At 36.3% G+C, this 17,017-nt stretch carries 13 protein-coding genes; 3 read left to right on the top strand and 10 right to left on the bottom strand.

What is annotated here, in order from left to right:
• Positions 1-5: 5 nt before the first annotated feature.
• Entirely contained in the window at positions 6-1,874 is a 1,869-nt protein-coding gene (locus tag RM520_RS08230; RefSeq protein WP_311387661.1) for a tetratricopeptide repeat protein, read from the bottom strand.
• Between the two features lie 286 nt (positions 1,875-2,160).
• Between RM520_RS08230 and RM520_RS08225 the strand changes: the two genes are divergently transcribed.
• Positions 2,161-3,753, top strand: a complete 1,593-nt coding sequence (locus tag RM520_RS08225) for a thiol-activated cytolysin family protein (RefSeq protein WP_311385228.1) — start codon at positions 2,161-2,163, stop codon at positions 3,751-3,753.
• 68 nt (positions 3,754-3,821) lie between these two features.
• Here the strand turns inward: RM520_RS08225 and RM520_RS08220 are convergent, their stop codons facing one another.
• Genes RM520_RS08220 through RM520_RS08200 form a run of 5 tightly spaced genes read right to left on the bottom strand, consistent with a single transcriptional unit; the run spans position 3,822 to position 10,915 of the window.
• Positions 3,822-5,996 carry an endonuclease MutS2 gene (locus RM520_RS08220; protein WP_311387660.1) on the bottom strand — a complete coding sequence of 725 codons (2,175 nt, stop codon included), beginning with the start codon at positions 5,994-5,996 and terminating at the stop codon, positions 3,822-3,824.
• A 39-nt stretch (positions 5,997-6,035) separates the two neighbouring features.
• Positions 6,036-6,518, bottom strand: a complete 483-nt coding sequence (locus RM520_RS08215) for a hypothetical protein (protein ID WP_311387659.1) — start codon at positions 6,516-6,518, stop codon at positions 6,036-6,038.
• Positions 6,519-6,558: 40 nt separating this feature from the next.
• Entirely contained in the window at positions 6,559-8,826 is a 2,268-nt protein-coding gene (locus tag RM520_RS08210; protein ID WP_311387658.1) for an aminotransferase class III-fold pyridoxal phosphate-dependent enzyme, read from the bottom strand.
• A 3-nt stretch (positions 8,827-8,829) separates the two neighbouring features.
• Positions 8,830-9,867, bottom strand: a complete 1,038-nt coding sequence (locus tag RM520_RS08205) for an N-acetyltransferase DgcN family protein (protein WP_311387657.1) — start codon at positions 9,865-9,867, stop codon at positions 8,830-8,832.
• Positions 9,868-9,877: 10 nt separating this feature from the next.
• A complete protein-coding gene (locus RM520_RS08200) occupies positions 9,878-10,915 on the bottom strand; it encodes a dipeptide epimerase (protein WP_311387656.1) in 1,038 nt (345 codons plus the stop codon).
• 97 nt (positions 10,916-11,012) lie between these two features.
• On the opposite strand from RM520_RS08200, the gene RM520_RS08195 reads away from it, so the two are divergent.
• Together RM520_RS08195 and RM520_RS08190 are read left to right on the top strand one after the other, a co-directional pair.
• Positions 11,013-11,678, top strand: a complete 666-nt coding sequence (locus RM520_RS08195; protein ID WP_311387655.1) for a uracil-DNA glycosylase — start codon at positions 11,013-11,015, stop codon at positions 11,676-11,678.
• Positions 11,679-11,757: 79 nt separating this feature from the next.
• Positions 11,758-12,159: a response regulator gene (locus RM520_RS08190; protein WP_311387654.1), complete on the top strand. Its 402-nt coding sequence runs from the start codon at positions 11,758-11,760 to the stop codon at positions 12,157-12,159.
• Here the strand turns inward: RM520_RS08190 and RM520_RS08185 are convergent, their stop codons facing one another.
• The 4 genes from RM520_RS08185 to RM520_RS08170 are packed head-to-tail and all read right to left on the bottom strand — an operon-like array spanning position 12,160 to position 16,892.
• The gene (locus tag RM520_RS08185) at positions 12,160-13,008 is read right to left on the bottom strand and encodes a substrate-binding domain-containing protein (protein ID WP_311387653.1); all 849 of its coding nucleotides are present in this window, start codon (positions 13,006-13,008) and stop codon (positions 12,160-12,162) included.
• Entirely contained in the window at positions 12,995-15,037 is a 2,043-nt protein-coding gene (gene ppk1, locus RM520_RS08180) for a polyphosphate kinase 1 (RefSeq protein WP_311387652.1), read from the bottom strand. Before ppk1 ends, RM520_RS08185 begins: the two co-directional genes overlap by 14 nt.
• 54 nt (positions 15,038-15,091) lie before the next feature.
• Positions 15,092-15,958, bottom strand: coding sequence for a nucleoside phosphorylase (locus tag RM520_RS08175; protein ID WP_311387651.1), 867 nt, complete (start codon positions 15,956-15,958; stop codon positions 15,092-15,094).
• 1 nt (position 15,959) lies between these two features.
• On the bottom strand, positions 15,960-16,892 hold the full coding sequence (locus RM520_RS08170; RefSeq protein ID WP_311387650.1) for a DUF1835 domain-containing protein: 933 nt from the start codon (positions 16,890-16,892) through the stop codon (positions 15,960-15,962).
• Between the last annotated feature and the right edge of the window lie 125 nt (positions 16,893-17,017).

Genomic DNA, 17,017 nt, shown 5'->3' with positions numbered 1-17,017 from the left:
TTATTTTACAAGCTTTTAATAAAACCATCAAAGTCAAGATCTTTATCAATAATCAATTTTTGTTTTAACCTGTATTTTGAGGTATGTATACTTGAAGGTAACACATTAAGGATATTTGCAATCTCATTATTATTGAGACCCATTTTTACATAAGACGCCAAACGCAATTCTTTATCTGTAATTTTATCCGTTATTGCTTTTAATTTTTCTTCAAAATCTTGGTGTACCTCAGAGAAATACGATTTAAATACTTCCCAATCTTTATCTGCTGCATTCTGCTTTTTTAGGAGCATTACAATACGTTTAAACTCAACTTTAAACTTTTCTGGGGAGTTTTTTAAATTTTCAAGGTTTTCTTTTATTTCTGCAATGAATTGACTTTTTTGAACCAAATGTAAGGTCTGACTGGTCAATTCTTTTTGTTTATGCTCCAATTGTTCAGAAATTTTTTCTTTTTCAATACGGTTCTTTTTGATGCGCTGTCGAAACCCAAAGACCAATAGCCCAGATAGGGCTATAGCAGAGGCCATTCCTCCCGCATAAAGTCCTTTTCTTAATTTATCTACCTTAGCTTTTTCATTTAAAGTTTTTATTTCTTCTTGCTGTAAAGCGATTTCGGCTTCTTTTTGCTCCGTTTCATATAGGGTTCTGAGTTGTTCAATTTGCTTTGTTTTATCGGCATTGAAAATACTGTCATTCAATTTCTGGTATCTTTTTCTATCAATGTTGGCCTCTCGGTATTTATTTGCTTTTTCGAAAGCAGCAGCCCTATAGTTTAACCCCGACAATAGATAATTGGCGGTCTTGATAGAATCAGCCAAATGAATGGATTGATTCAAAAACTTGAAAGCATTTGGCAAATCGTTCAATTCTGTGTAGGTTTTTCCTATTTCACCCAATACGCTTACTACATTATCGATTGTATTGCTCGATTTATTAATTTGCAGTGCTTGAAGTTGACTTTTCAACCCTATTTCATAATTTCCAAGCTTTCTTTGTATAATTCCGATATTCGCTAGGGCATCTGCTGTATGGTTTAAATAGTTAAATTTTTTGCTTATTGTTAGACTTTGCTGGTACGTTTTTAACGCAATTTCCAACGCTCCCAATTCTACATAAGTATTTGCCATATGATTCAGTAAATAGGCCTGATACAGGTAATCTGTAGTATTCTCATAAATTTCGAGTGCTTGATTGTAGTATTCAATAGATTGATTGTAGTTGCCTTGCGAATAATTTATTTTTCCGATATCCATTAAAATATCAGCTTTTCTAAATGGCTCTTTGTCAATAGTATCCAAAACTTTTAATGCATCTATATACCCTGCCATGGCTCTATCATACTGTCCCATGGTTTGGTATGATCTGGCGGAATTGCCCAAGGTAATGCCCAAGCCCAAATAGTTATTCATCTTTTTATATAGAGGAAGAATTGAATCATTTAATTGAATGGCGCCAAAGTAGTCTCCGGTGTCTGCTTTGATAATGGCTTTACCTGATAATGCAATAGTTAATTGCTTATTCAAATTGTGCTTTTGGCTAATTTTGATGGTTTTATTATAATAAAAACTAGCAGAATCTAAATTATTGCTGATGTAAAAATAATTACCTAGGCAGTAATTGCCAATGGCAATTCCGTTTAGATAATTTTCTTTAATTGAAATAGTCAATACTTTTTGAGCGATTTCTTTTGCACTGCCAGTTTCACTGTAAAGTTGAATATTAAATTTGTCTCGTAGTAATTCCACCTTTTCTGCAATATCATTCGAATTCTTTATCGCAAGATTTAGACTGTCCAGTTTAGATTCTTGTTGTCCTAGACAAAGAAAAGAAATGCTTATAGTAGTTAATAACAAAGTAGCTTTTTGGGTCATCTTGAGGTTATATGAATTTTTCACAAGGTAACTAATATTTAAGAAGATAATACGGCCAAAATTTAAAGCTGTCTATGTGAAATCAAGACAATTCACTATATATGTATAATTCGAATGTTTGTAAATCATTGATATTGTTTGTTTTGAACAGATTTTGAATTTTAAGGAAAACCACCCGTCTAGATGCACAAGTACAAATCTGTCTAGGATTTGTCTAGCTCTATTTTTAGGTTTAAGAGGCGTGTGCTTCTAGTTTTGGAGTGTTGAATCTTAAAAACAAGAAATTATGAAAACAAATCAATTACCATTAAAAAGTATTTTAAAATTAGTACCATTAGTTCTGTTATTTCTGATATCTGCTTGTAGCAAAGATGAAGTTAGCCCTGATGATCCTGATGAACCACAATTTTCTAATAATGATGCCGATGAATTTAATACTGTAGTCGCTAATTTAAGTGCTTTTGATCAGCCTACTGAATCTTCCATAGCAGAATCTGGGGCAACTAATCCTGAACGTGAAGGGGAAACTGAGTTTGAATGTTTTACCAGAACCTATAACGGAGCACCTGGTTTTAATGAACTCTTTATGTTAGACCCTACCACAGATGTCATATATCCAGGCGCCTTATTAAAAGGTGAATCTATCCCAACTGGTGAATACATCGCAATAAACGCTGAAAGAGCACCTATTACCGTATCAACCTCATTTAGTAATATCTCAGGTAGTCCGTCGGTAACCATTGAAAATCCGAATAAACTCAGTACGGTACGAGCAGGTATCAATGAACTATTGGCCAGAGAGGTGACTGGTGCCACACCTGCAAATCTGGTTGTTGAAGAATCAGAGGTGTATTCGGAACAGCATATGGCTGTTGCCATCGGCGCCAATTACAGAGGATTGACCAAAAGTATTGGCGGCAGTGTCGACTTTAACCGATCAGAAAGAAAAAACACCTATGTTTTAAAATTCATTCAAAAATATTTCACACTTGATTTAGACACACCAGGTCAATCACCAAGTGATTTATTTACCCAATTACCCAATTCGGAAAGTCTAGGTTCCACAAGCCCAGTATACGTCTCATCAGTAACGTACGGACGGATGGTTTTATATACAGTTGAATCAGACTCGTCAATTACACAAGTAAGAACTGCTTTTAATGGGGCAATTAATGCAGGATTTGAGGGTAATATTAGTGCAGAGGGTTCATATTCAGCCCTTTTCAATTCATCTACTGTTAAAGCAACGGTAATTGGAGGTTCGGGCGCCAGTGCTACCCAGGTGGTAAATGGACCTCAGGGCGTTTATGACTATATTTCGGAAGGGGGCAACTACTCAAAAGATTCACCCGGAGCTCCCTTAGCCTATAAATTAAGATACGTTAAACAAGGCTTTCCAGTTGCAAAAGTAATTTTAGCTACAGAATATAATATTAGGAGTTGTGATTTGGCCTACCCAAAATATAGAATTACAATTAATGATTTATATGTGGCTCAAACACCGGCAGTAGGTAGCGAAGGAACTCATTTAGAAATATGGGGTTCCGTTCAAGGGAAAATTAATAGCAAATCAGATCGAGTACGGTGGGTACGGCCAAGCACTAATGACCTTCAGATTTCACTTTTTCGGTCTCATCTAATTAATGAGAGTATCGACATTGAATTGTACAGACCTGATTACGACAATGATTACGTAGAATTATCAGGTGACGTCAATGATAAAGACTTATTTTCAAGCGAAAACTTAGGCGTCAGGTCATTGAAAATACCTTTAACTGATATAGGAGATGCCGGAAATTCGGGAACCTATAGATTAATTTTTGATGAGGTATCCTTACATACGCTCTATGGAAACTTTACTGTGGAAAGAATTAAATAGTGAATTAATTATTTATTAGTCATGCAGTCGGCACCTTAAGTTGTGATTCAACAGCTTGGTGTCGGCTGTTATTTTGTTTTAGCTTCCACCAAATCCAACTGTTCCACACTCACATTTGTGGTAAAAAGGCCGTAGTTTACTACGGCTTTATTTTTTTCTAATTTATCAATAGTTCCAACAGCTTTACCATCAAAAAGTCGCACACGGTCACCTATTTTAAAGACTGGTCTTGGTTTTGTCTTTTCTGCTTGTACGGCCTTTTTCTTTTTGACTATTTTTTCTTTACGAACCTTGACTATTTTCTGTTCCAATTCATTTGCTACCTGTTTCTTTTGAGCCTTCTTAGCCTTTGCCTGCTTTGCAGTGGTTTTTTTACGTTTACTATTCTCCGTTTCTACAATCCGCAGCAATTCCGATATCAGAGGTCGTTTTTTATTATCTAAAAAATACTTTTCAGAGGCATCATTGAGTTTGTTACCCAAGTAAATCATCCGTTGATTGTGATCATACTGCTCTTGATAATTCTCCAGCTTTGACTTCACCTTTGCGTTAAGGGCTTCCAATTTTTTAGCTTCTTCACGTGCTTTGGTTTCTTCATCTTGTAATCGCGAACCTGTTTTGGCCATTTTACTGCGCTCTTGCTGTAATTTGGATATGGTGGCATCAAAACGAACTTTGCCTCGGTCGATTTTCTTTTTCGCCTTATTTATTAAGGAGTAGGGGATGCCATTCTTTTGCGCTACCTCAAACGTAAAGGAACTTCCAGCTTCACCCAATATCAATTGAAATGTTGGCTGTAAAGTCTTATTGTCAAAACGCATATTGGCATTGGTGGCATGCGGCAATTCATTCGCCAACAATTTTAAGTTGGCATAGTGCGTGGTAATTACCCCATAGGCGCTACGCTCATAAAAAATCTCTAGAAAACTCTCCGCCAAAGCGCCGCCTAATTCTGGATCAGAACCTGTACCAAACTCATCAATTAAAAAAAGTGTGCTGCTATTACACTTCTTCAAAAACTGATTCATGTTTTTTAGTCGATAGCTATAGGTACTTAAATGGTTTTCAATGGATTGGTTATCTCCGATATCCGTCAGTATTTTATTAAAAAAACAAACAGTACTGCGTTCATGAACAGGAATCAACAAACCACTCTGCAACATCACCTGCAACAACCCAATGGTCTTTAGTGTAATACTTTTACCTCCTGCATTAGGACCAGAAATGACAATAATTCTATTCTCCGCGTGTAATTCAATGGTCTGTGGCCAAGTCTTCTCTTTCTTCTGTTTATTGTTAAGATACAGCAACGGGTGATACGCATCTCTTAAAAACAAGCGTCGTTCTTCACTTATTTCTGGCAGAATAGCCTTGGTTTCATTCGCGTATTTCGCTTTTGCTGAAGTAATATCAATCTGCGTTAAATACTCTTGATACGCTGCTAGAAATTCTTGAAAAGGTCGGATACTATCCGTTAGTTCGTTAAGGATGCGTTGAATTTCTTCTTTTTCTTCAAACTCAAGATTGCTTAGTTCTTGGGAGAATTGCAAAGTCGCTTCTGGAACAATATAAACGATACTTCCGGTTTTTGATGCGCCCATAACGGTACCACGAACCTTTTTTCTATACATTGCTTTTACAGCCAATACGCGACGGTTATCTACCACCGATTCTCTAATCTCATCTAAAAATTCAGAGGCTTGATACCGTGTAAGCGCAACTCCAAAGCTTTGATTTATTTTTCCTCGTACTTGATTGATTTGATGCCTGATTTGTTTCAAATCAAAGGAGGCATCATCCCTGATTTCGCCAAACTTGTCAATTACATTATCTATACTATTTGGAATCCTGCTATTCTCTTCAACAGTTTCAGAAAATTTAAATAGTTCAGGATAGTACTCTTTAAACTTTTTGAAAAACTTTTTATGTGTAATTATGGTATTACAAATCTGTTTTATGCGGCGAAAGCCCGAAAGCTCCAAAGTTGTGTTTTCAATTTTGAGCAATTTTAACTCAATATCTATAGCATCAAAACCATGGTTAGGAATTCGATTATCATTTTCGAAGGAGGCTAAATATTCTGAGGTTTGTGTTAACAGGGTAAGAATGGCTTCTTGGTCGTTTACGGGAGTTAAATTCACTACGGCCATTTTACCCATTTCCGTATTGCATCGAGCTTTTAATTGCTGCAAAACAGTGGGAAATTCTAAATCTTGAAGCGTTTTAGTATTTATTTGGTGCATTTTCTTTTTCTAGCGATGCAAATATAGCAAGTAATAGTGCTAACGCGTAGCTAATTGAAATTGCTCAGATATAGTTCTAGTTTGAGTTACGAAATCTTCAAAAGCTATATCTATAGTAATCTCCCAAGTTGTATCATCAATCTTTATTCCTGTAATGGAGCCATCTTCAACAGGAATACTTCCTTCAATTACGCAAAAACAGTATTTATCAAAAAAAGTGTTTGCATTGGATAGTTCAGGGGCTGAAATCGAAAATTCGTTTAGGTTAGGTGGTATTTCAAAAATAATTCGTTCAGAATATTCATCATCTGCTATGTTTGGTTCATCATCCGCAATGAAATAATATTCAAAAACAAGATTTGTTCCGTTTGCAATAAGTGCAAAATCAAATTCTCCAATCGATATGCTAGAATCTTGAAAAAATCTATATTCACTGCGGTCACCAGTATCTGCATCCTCGTCTTCATTGCAGCTTATCAAACACACTAGAATTATTACAACTATTTTCAAATATTTGTCCATTATCTTTTTTGATTTATGTGTAAAATTAGAAGTATTCTAGTTAAAATTGATTTTTTAGAAGAATAGTATTTATAGCACTAACAACCGTATCTACATTAGCTTTAGTAAAACATAAAGGAGGTTTTGTTTTTAGCACACTATCATCCGGTCCATCGGTGCTGATCAATATATGCTTTTGACGTAATTCATTTTTTATATGTTGTGCCAGTTCATAGTTGGTGTTCTTGGTTCCTGCATGAACGATATCGATACCTATAAAAAGTCCTGACCCTCTTACATCTCCGATTACTGCATGCTTTTGCTGTAACTTTTTAAGCTCTTGTTGATAGTAATCACCTACCTCTTTAGCGTTCTCTTGTAGTGACTCCTCATCGATAACTTCTAAAACCGCTAAACCAATAGCACATGAGACAGGATTGCCCCCGAAACTACTGAAGAATTCCACTCCTTTCTCAAAAGAAGCCGCAATTTCATCGGTTACCACAACTGCACCAATCGGATGGCTGTTACCCATAGGTTTCCCTAAAACTACAATATCAGGTGCCACATCATGCAACTCGAATCCCCAAAATGTATCGCCCAATCGTCCAAATCCTGTTTGTACTTCGTCGCTTATGCAAACCCCGCCGTGTTTTCGAATTTCAGGATATACATGTTTTAAATAGTCTTTAGCTAAAGGAATTTGACCACCACAACCCACAACCGGTTCTGCAATAAAGGCCGCTATATTATTTAATTGACCAGACATTTCCTGTTGCAAATCTTTCACATACAATGGACCATTGTTCCCATGCTTTCCGCGATAAGCATCGGGTAATGCGGTCTTCAATATATAGTCTTTTTGGCCTTGCCCTTTCTTATTATTGAATTTATAATCACTAATGTCTATTGAGGTTTGGGTATTTCCATGATACCCATGTTCCATAACCAAAACTTGAGACTTACCCGTATGAGTTTTAGCCATACGAATTGCCAAATCACTTGCTGCACTGCCAGAATTCACGAAAAACACTTTGTTCAAGCTATTTGGAAATTTTGAAACCAGTTTTTCAGCATATATGGCTAGTAAGTCATACACATACCGCGTATTGGTATTCAATTTTGCCATCTGTTTTTGCCCAGCTTCAACCACTTTGGGGTGTGAATGACCCACATGGGGAATATTATTATAAGCATCTAAAAATACATTACCATGAACATCATACATGTATTGAAATGCTGCACTTTCCATTTGAATAGGCTTTTTATAGCTTACAGAAAGAATGGAACTAATATGTTTTGACCTTTTTTCTAGTGCCAAATCGATGGAAATAGCCTTTTTTGGAGAAAACCCTGCTGCAATCCTAAATGTGTTTTCTACATGTATTGGATTTAAGGCGATCCATTTTTCAAGGGTTATCCAAGCGTTTTCTTCACTGATGGAAGCATAGCTGTTTTCTGGATTCGTTTGTTTTGCGTAAGCCGAATTACAGACCGAAGTACATAATCTTGCAGCTATCAAATAATAGAGCAGCGCTATCTCTTCTTCAAAAAGAGGAACAACCTCATGATACGCAGCTAAAACAATGGAAGCGTATTCTAAGGGATTCTCTTTATCATAAGCGGCATAAGTCATGGCAATAGCCACTTCATTAATAAGTGGAGCGTATGCCAAATCACCAAAATCAATAAAACCAGTTACAGCTTCAGCCGCAGTTAAAACATTCCATTCATTGGCGTCATTATGAATTACTTGTTTTCGAAGATCGGGTAAAACTGGTGTAACCAGCACTTCGTATTGTTTAAAAAAATAGGCGACTAAGCTTCTGTCTTTCGTGTTTTGTATGGCATTTAAATACTTTTTATTGAGCTCAAAATATTGTAAATCCCACTCCCATTTTCTAGCTTTTAAGGCGGTATTAGAATGCTCGGATAGCGCTAGGTTCATTTTTGCAAGAGAACTACCTAATGATTGATAAACTTTCTTGTTAGCCTCTAGGTCACCGAGAAAAACACCATCTAAAAATGTCAGCATCCGAATAATAATTCTCTCACCATTAAGCTTTACAAGTTTTACATACTGATTATCGTTAAAAGACATCGGTTTGGGATAGCGCTCCGAGTTTGCTGAATTCAGCAATAGCAAGACTTCATTTTCAGCTTTTAAAACCTCAAACAATTCGTCATCAAAAGTGTAGGTTTTTAAAACGAAGCTTTTTTCTTGTGATTGAACGCGATAATTGGCATTATCATAACCATTTATTTTTTTTATTGAGGGATTTTTCAATCCGAATTCTAATTCAAGAAGCTGTCGAAGTTCTGAAATCATGTGTTAATGTAAAACGGCTTCCACCAATTTATCGGTTCCAAACCGAACAACATCTGAAGTCGGTAATCCTGTAAGTTTTTCTGCATAAGCTACTTTCTGCATTGCTTCAGAATCGTTCAATCCTGTTGTATTTAAAGCCACCCCAACCGTTTTTGCAGTATGTAGCGAGCCACATACTTTTGCTACGGCCTCGTTTAATCCTATAAACTCATCCAAGGGCGGGATAGGTACGTGGGAAACAGGATATCTTAAATGTGAATGTGCCGCTTTATGACATAGAATCATATGAGTAGGTTGTGAACCTCTAAGTAAAGGCAGGGTAGCCGTACTGCCAGGATGAGCTAAAGATCCTTGGCCTTCAATAATTATGATATCCTTATCTGACTGTTCTAAAACAGCCTGCTCAACTGCCCCAGCGGCTTGATCCACTTTGATTGCATCAAGGGGAATGCCATTACCCATTAATGTAATTCCGATTTGACCGGTGGGAACGAAACCTACTTTTAGACCTTCTTCTTTTAACGCCGCATACAATTCCAATCCAGCGGTCATTTTACCAGCGGCCATATCTGTACCAATCATGAGAACCCGTTTACTTTTTAGTTCTGCCGCTTTAGCTTTAGCAATAGGGTAAGCCCCTGCTGGTTTACGAACATCCCATATAATTTGCTCTTTATTGGTGAGTAAATGCCCAAACCGTGCATTTAAATCGTCATGTAATCCATTGATTAATGAAAGCCCTGATTTTAAAGCAGTGGAAATAGGTTCATCCCATTCTGAAGGAAAACGCCCGCCAGAAGGAGCAATACCCAAAACAATAATTTCGGAACCTTGTTTTACCCCCTCTTCAACTGCCCCAAACACAGGAATATCATAAGGTAGGCCAACAGCTTGACGAACTGTCATACCTGCAAATTTAGAATCTATCACCGCTACAATGGGGTGTTTTGAAAATCGCATTAGGCCAAAGCCCATTTTACCAGAATCATTATCAAGTGCACCTTCCATATAAATGCACATTTTTTTTGAAGAAACGAACATATTTTAGGATTTAAGATTTGAATTGTCCACCATGCCCAGGAACATCTTTAGGCATTGTAATTTCGTTTATTAATGGAGCTCCTTCACAAGGATCAGGGTTCAAGTTTAGATGCGAGTCCAAATCAATATGATCTAATACACCAGAAACGGCTGCCCCAGCTGCTATTGAAATTGAAGATTCTCCCATACAACCAATCATGGTTTTTAACTTAAAGGCTTTAGCTGTGGAAATAATGCGTAAAGCTCCAGAAATTCCACCACACTTCATTAGTTTCATATTGACGCCATCTACGGCATTGGCCCATTTGGGAATATCCGTAGCAAACCGGCAAGATTCATCGACAAAAATGGGTAAAGGTCTGTCTTTGTATAATTCAACTAAATCATCTTCTTGACCCTCTTTTAAGGGCTGTTCTACATAACCACACTCTCTTTCCGAAAGCCATTGCATCATATGTTTAGCATCATCTAAAGACCATCCTCCATTGGCATCAACACGAATCGCAATAGGATTTTTTTTATGATAAGCCAGCACTTCATTATACATCGCTTTATCCGCCTGAATACCATCGTTATTCCCCAGTTTTACTTTCAATGTGCTGATACCCATATCTTCTAAAATTAATGGGAGTCTAACCTTTGCTTCTTCGGGTGTCATGATACCTAGGGTTATTGATGTTGCTTTTGTTGGTTTTGGAAAACCTAGTAATTGGTACAAAGGCATGTTTGCTTTTTTAGCCAACAAATCCCATAAAGCAATATCGAGAGCAGCTAAAGCGCAAGGCGCCAGACCATAAGCGATGCCTGCATCATAGGTTTCAAAAGGAGCACTTAAGTTTGGGTTGGTAGCCAGGAAAGATTCGATTTGTTGCTGGACTTCCTCGGGAGTACCAGCGCCCTCTGAAATACCTGGAGAAGTTTCGCCCCAACCGGTATGTCCACCATCAGTTACCGAAATATATAAATTAGATTGCCCATCGCGTACCCCACGACTAATTCGTAAGGGGTATAATTTTTTTAAATAAACGGTTTGAAATGCTATTTGCATAGTTGGTTTTTTAATAGGATACTCTAATGTATTAGAATTTATTTGGGAATTCAAGAATAAATGAAACCAAAGATTAAATTTGTTGAAATAAGATTTCATGAAGGTCTACATTCATCCATCTTGGCAAAACCAATTAAAAGAAGAGTTTGAAAAACCCTATTTTAAAGGGCTTACTGAATTTGTAAAAGAGGAGTACGAACAACATACCTGTTACCCTGAAGGAAAAGCTATTTTCGCTGCTTTTGACCACTGTCCTTTTTTAGAAACTAAAGTAGTTATTATAGGGCAAGACCCGTATCATGGGCCAAATCAGGCCAATGGTTTATGTTTTTCGGTTCAAGAGCATATAAAGCATCCTCCCTCATTAGTTAATATTTTTAAAGAAATCGAGACAGACCTTGGTATTCCTTATCCTCAAAGTGGGAATTTAGAACGATGGGCTTCACAAGGAGTACTGCTTTTAAATGCAACACTATCCGTTCGAGCTCACGAAGCCGGAAGTCATCAAAAAAAAGGATGGGAGCAATTTACAGATGCAGCTATTCAAAAACTTTCTTCTCAGGCCGAGGGTATCATATTTTTATTGTGGGGCGGATTTGCAAAAAAGAAGTCTAATCTTATTGATGTGAGCAAACACCATGTTCTTACTTCAGGTCATCCATCACCTTTAAGCGCTAATAGAGGGTTCTGGTTTGGTAACAAGCATTTTAGTAAAACCAACGAACTTTTGACCAAAATGGACAAAACGTTAATAAGTTGGTGAATTATATTTTTTTTAATCTTGTTAAAACAATAAGAAAAATACTACGTTTGAAAAGTATTAGGTTATAAAATTTTAATTGGTGGGGAGATTAAAAACAGTTTTATTGGTTGATGATGACGATACGACCAATTTCTTAAATAAGTTTTTTTTAAATCAACTTGACGCTAATTGCGAGGTGAATATTGCATTGAATGGCAAAGAAGCTATAGAGTTCTTATTGCTAAATGCTGAAGATATAACGCCATGTTTACTGGTGCTAGACACTAATATGCCAGTTATGAATGGTTGGGAGTTTCTAGATACCTTTGAGGAAAAGATTGATGAAAAAATAAGGAAGAAGATTGTCATTGTCATGTTAACGGCAGTAGATACCGACGAAGTTGTTGCGAAAGCTATTCAAAACCCTAATGTCTCTGATACTGCTCAAAAACCATTATCCGATTTAATTTTTCGTAACCTCATTAACAAACACTTTTCGTAATCAACTCATTAAAAAGTGCTCGCTTGATTTAATTTCAGCAATCAAGTCCAAAGATTTTAATCTATTCTGAACTTTCATTACGTCTTCTTTTGTTACTTGTTTCTGGCCCCAAACGGTTTTTGAAAGCCAATCCCTTACATCGTTAATTTGTTGCTCATACCTTACCGAAATAGTTCTATCAATACTAGGAATCATTTTAAATTCTGAAGTATAGGTATGTATTACTTCAATAATATGACCAAGAACTGATTTCTTTTCTTTTATAAAATTGGCAGTAGCAGCAATTACAAAGCAGGGCCATGGAGTAGGGCAGTCATCAAGCCTTCTAAAGGTTTTATTGTCTACTAATGGTTTGGTGGTAAAACGTTCCCACATAAAATAATCTGCTGAGCCATTCGTCAATCCTTCTACGGCACCGTCTAAATTGTTAATGATCTCAAATTGTAAATTAGTTGTTTCCCAATTTTGATTCTGAGCATTAACGAATGCCATAAGATGACTACCGCTTCCTATTCGGCTTATTGCAGCTTTAGTATTTTTTAAATCATCAAGGCTTTGATAAGAACTGTTATAAGCTACATGAATTCCCCAAAGAAGCGGTGAAGAAATATATTCTTGAACAATTTGGCTCTGATTACCTTCTGAAATACTTTTTATGAGACCTTCAGTTAATATTATGGCCAAATCTGTTTCTTGATTTGCCAACATTTTGGCCATACGCCCCGTACCTTCCGGAATATCTGTCCATGTTAATTCAATACCGCGATCTTCAAAAGCACCATCATTGATTGCCATATGCCATGGTAAGTTGAAATGTTCAGGTACACCAATAATATTAACTTTTTTCATGAAGTTTATCTTTCAAATAATCATATATCGCATATTGCGAGCGTATCGAATTTTCATTGGGTTCTTTCTTTACCCGAGTGTTAGAGTCTTCAATATCTAAAATACGGGCTTTTACATTATCGGCAAGTTGAATTTCTAGAATATCTTTTAACTCCTTGAAAATGTCCTTATCTAAAATAGGGGTCAATACTTCAATGCGTTTATCTAAATTTCGTGTCATCCAATCCGCAGAACCAATATACATGATTTCTTTGCCTCCGTTTTCAAAAACATAGATTCTGCCATGCTCCAAAAATCGATCTACGATACTGGTGATATAAATTGGTTTTTCTCCTAGAAGTAATTCAGACTCATTTTTGGGTGTCAGGCAACAAAAACCGCGCACTAATAAACGTATTTCTACCCCTGCCTCACTGGCCTCATATAGTGCTGAAATCATTTTAGAATCTTCTAAACTGTTCATCTTAAGGGTGATTTTTGCTAATCTACCCTGTCTTGCATTGTCGATTTCATTTTTAATCAGTTCTAATAACGTACTACGTGTAGTAAATGGAGATACGAGAAGGTATTTCAGTTTTGGAATTATAAGCTTGCGTTCAAGAATGCCGAAGACTTGTGATAGCTCTTCTGTTATCTTATGATGAGCAGTGAACAATCCGTGATCACAATATAACTTTGCTGTTTTTGCGTTAAAGTTTCCTGTACCGATATACGCATAACGTTCGATTTTGTTATCTATGAGTCGCTCTACCAAGGCAATCTTTGAGTGCACTTTGATGTTTGGCACACTGAATAAAACAGTCGCACCTTTATCTTCAAAAATTCTACCCCATTTTATATTGTTTTCTTCATCAAAACGTGCTTGCGCTTCAACGAACAATAGCACTTTTTTTCCGTTCTCCAAGGCTTTTAAAATGGAGTCTGTAAGCTTTGACGTTTTTGCAATTCTATATAAAGACATCTTTATGCTGGAAACAGTATCATCGGAAGCGGCCTCATTTATAAAACGCTCCACCGTTTCAAACTCTTGATATGGAAAATGGACCAATTGGTCTTTTTTCGCAATAACTTTAAATATATTCTTAGTTAGAGATAAGGAAGGGTGCCTTAAAGGTGGTTTTGGTAAATATTGCAATTCAGTACTATTTTCAGGGGTTGGAAACCCAAAAAAGTCAGACATATTGTGATATTTCCCTCCTAAGAACATATCAACATCACTGATGTCTAATTGCTTTTTTAAGGCATCTTGCAATTCCGTTGGCATGTTCATATCATACAATAAACGGGTAGGTTGTCCCGATTTTCTTTTGCCTAGAGATTGATATATTTTTTCGACTAAGGCAGCATCCGTAAAATCATCTTCTAAATAGAGTTCAGCATCTCTAGATAATTTGATAGCATAAGAATTAATCACAGTCTTCCCCGGAAAGATTTTGTGTAAATTAAGTCTGATGGCATCATCTAAAAAGATAAAATTACTTCCCGCTCCTGGGATTTGAATAAACCTTGAACATTCCTTAGTCGGAATTTCAATGACATCAAAATCATCTGATTTAATTTGAACAACAAGGTACAAATGCCCATCTTTTAAATCAGCTGGGCTATCGATATCAATCGTTTTGCAATGCGCTAGTATTGAAGTATCAAAAAAAGTATCTAGAAAATCTAACTGGTCTTGATTAAGTTCACTGTTATTTCTAATGTATATATCATGTTGTCTAAGCTCCGTTAAAGTATCTTTAATAATCTTTCCGAATTGATTTTGTTGTTCAGAAACTTTAGCCAAAATAAACTTCAACTTCTTATTAGCTTTGAGAACCAGTTTTTTTCTTAATTCTTTATCGACAGCTTTTAATTGTCTCAACTGCGAGATCCTAACTTTGAAAAACTCATCAAGGTTAGACGAGAATATGGCTAAAAACTTGAGGCGTTCGAGCAGGGGGGTGGTTTTATTAGCAGCTTCGAGCAAAACACGCTCATTAAAATACAACCAATTGACATCACGGTTTTTAAGTTTTCTATTTTGCATAACTACATTTTCCCAAAAATAGTTATTAGAATTACCAGCAAGTTAAAGCTAATGTTAAGTCAATTGTTGTAAGCAATACTTAATTAAGGAATCAACGGTTTTACTTGGCTCTTTTGAAAATGCTCCAGTCGCTCTATTGGCCAAAATCGCATTCATAGAAACGGCCTTATGCCCTAGTAATTTTGACAAACCATAAATGCCAGCTGTTTCCATTTCAAGATTAGTCAATTTTTCATCTTCTAAGACAAAGCTCTGTAGCTTTTTATGAAAATCCGTGAGGTTAGGCTCTAATCTAATTTGTCTCCCTTGCGGGGAGTAGAAACCAGCGTTGGTGATGGTTATACCTAATCGTATATGATTTCCCATTAAGGTTTGAGCTAAATTTTCATCACAATTAAACCCATACGGGTGAATCTTATAACGACCCCAGTTTAAGTGTTTCGATAAGGCTTCAACAAGTGCAGTATTTTGGGTATTTTGACTTTGGTAAAAATGTAAAAGACCATCTAAACCAATTGCGGTTTTGGATAGTATTATGGAATCCACGGGAATATCTTTTTGTAGCGCTCCTGAGGTTCCGATTCTGACAATATTTAAATTCTTTTTAGTGGGTTTTACTTTTCTAGAAATCAAATCAACATTGACTAAGGCATCTAATTCATTGATGACAATATCAATATTATCGGTTCCAATACCCGTAGAAATTACAGTGATTCGTTTACCATTTAAAACCCCGGTGTGGGTAATGAATTCACGTTTGCCTTTTTTTAATTCAACGGAATCAAAATATTTAGAGACGTCAGGCACACGGTCCGGATCACCAACCGTAATTATAGTGTCGGCTACATCTTCAGGTAAAAGATTTAAGTGATAAATACTCCCATCAGCATTGAGAATCAGCTCTGACTCTGCTATGGGCATATTATAATTTTAAAATTCTGTCGGTCGCCGTATTGTATAAGAAATTGTATTTCTGTGCTCCTCCTAAGAAAGCATCATTTTCACGCAAATAAGCGTAATAATTCGTTTTCTCAGCAAGAACCTCTTTTCCGGTTTTAGATAACCTAACTGGGCTAAAAGATGAAAACAAAGGCCTTATAGATGTAAGCAAACGTTGGTATTGCGTATCACCATACCCATAAAGGTTTGGCGTAGTCAATATATCACGCAAAAATTCTTTTTTATTCTTTGGTTTTTGATTCATTGCAATATTCAGCATACTAGTTTCAACTGCGTTTAAACCAGTTTTTATGCTTGGGAATCTTTTCAAATGGGCTGCAACTGCGTCTGAGAGGTAATCGAACTGATAATTTTCAAAATCAGTTAAATTCTCTAATCTAATAGGATTATCACTACAATACAATTGCCAAACATAATCGGCATATTCAATATCATCTTGTGTTAGAATGATACGATTCTCATAAAGTGACAACAATTTCTCGTCATTAAGCTCACCTAAGGCATAGAGCTTATCGGTATGATCTTCTTTACCACTACATACTAAGGAAATCTCCGCATGACGTCTATGAGTCTTTAACCAACTTAAAACTGCTAACATGTTTATTTGGCAGAACAAATCATATTCAAACCACAAAACAATTTGGTCTTGCTGCTTATGATTACAAAGCGAACGGTATTCTTTCAAGGTCTTTTCAACGAACCAAGACTTAGAAACTTTGTAATTTTTGTTGAGAAATTCGAAACGAGTTTTCCAGAAGGTTTCACTCCCAACATTACAGAGCGTTTTACCTTCACAGAGCATTTCTCTCCAGGTGATGATATCGCCTTTAAGGGGGAGCGATTTAAGCTTACTTGTGAAACTGTCCCCGTTGGTAATATGCAACAGTGATTTCATTTTCAGTTGAGTTTTCGTTGGTTAGAAGCTCTAAATGTAAGCTTTAAACAAAAAAAACAAAAATTATTAGCTAAAAACGTGTGTAGTTAATCGGTGATTTTAACAGTTCGTCGAATAAACCTAAA

Source organism: Croceitalea vernalis (genome assembly GCF_031846405.1).
Lineage (GTDB): Bacteria > Bacteroidota > Bacteroidia > Flavobacteriales > Flavobacteriaceae > Croceitalea > Croceitalea vernalis.
This window is presented reverse-complemented; position numbering and strand designations above follow the sequence as displayed.

Coding starts and splice junctions, on each gene's coding strand:
- RM520_RS08230 (WP_311387661.1), bottom strand. CDS start 1,874: ATGACCCAAAAAGCTACTTTGTTATTAACTACTATAAGCATTTCTTTT.
- RM520_RS08225 (WP_311385228.1), top strand. CDS start 2,161: ATGAAAACAAATCAATTACCATTAAAAAGTATTTTAAAATTAGTACCA.
- RM520_RS08220 (WP_311387660.1), bottom strand. CDS start 5,996: ATGCACCAAATAAATACTAAAACGCTTCAAGATTTAGAATTTCCCACT.
- RM520_RS08215 (WP_311387659.1), bottom strand. CDS start 6,518: ATGGACAAATATTTGAAAATAGTTGTAATAATTCTAGTGTGTTTGATA.
- RM520_RS08210 (WP_311387658.1), bottom strand. CDS start 8,826: ATGATTTCAGAACTTCGACAGCTTCTTGAATTAGAATTCGGATTGAAA.
- RM520_RS08205 (WP_311387657.1), bottom strand. CDS start 9,867: ATGTTCGTTTCTTCAAAAAAAATGTGCATTTATATGGAAGGTGCACTT.
- RM520_RS08200 (WP_311387656.1), bottom strand. CDS start 10,915: ATGCAAATAGCATTTCAAACCGTTTATTTAAAAAAATTATACCCCTTA.
- RM520_RS08195 (WP_311387655.1), top strand. CDS start 11,013: ATGAAGGTCTACATTCATCCATCTTGGCAAAACCAATTAAAAGAAGAG.
- RM520_RS08185 (WP_311387653.1), bottom strand. CDS start 13,008: ATGAAAAAAGTTAATATTATTGGTGTACCTGAACATTTCAACTTACCA.
- ppk1 (WP_311387652.1), bottom strand. CDS start 15,037: ATGCAAAATAGAAAACTTAAAAACCGTGATGTCAATTGGTTGTATTTT.
- RM520_RS08175 (WP_311387651.1), bottom strand. CDS start 15,958: ATGCCCATAGCAGAGTCAGAGCTGATTCTCAATGCTGATGGGAGTATT.
- RM520_RS08170 (WP_311387650.1), bottom strand. CDS start 16,892: ATGAAATCACTGTTGCATATTACCAACGGGGACAGTTTCACAAGTAAG.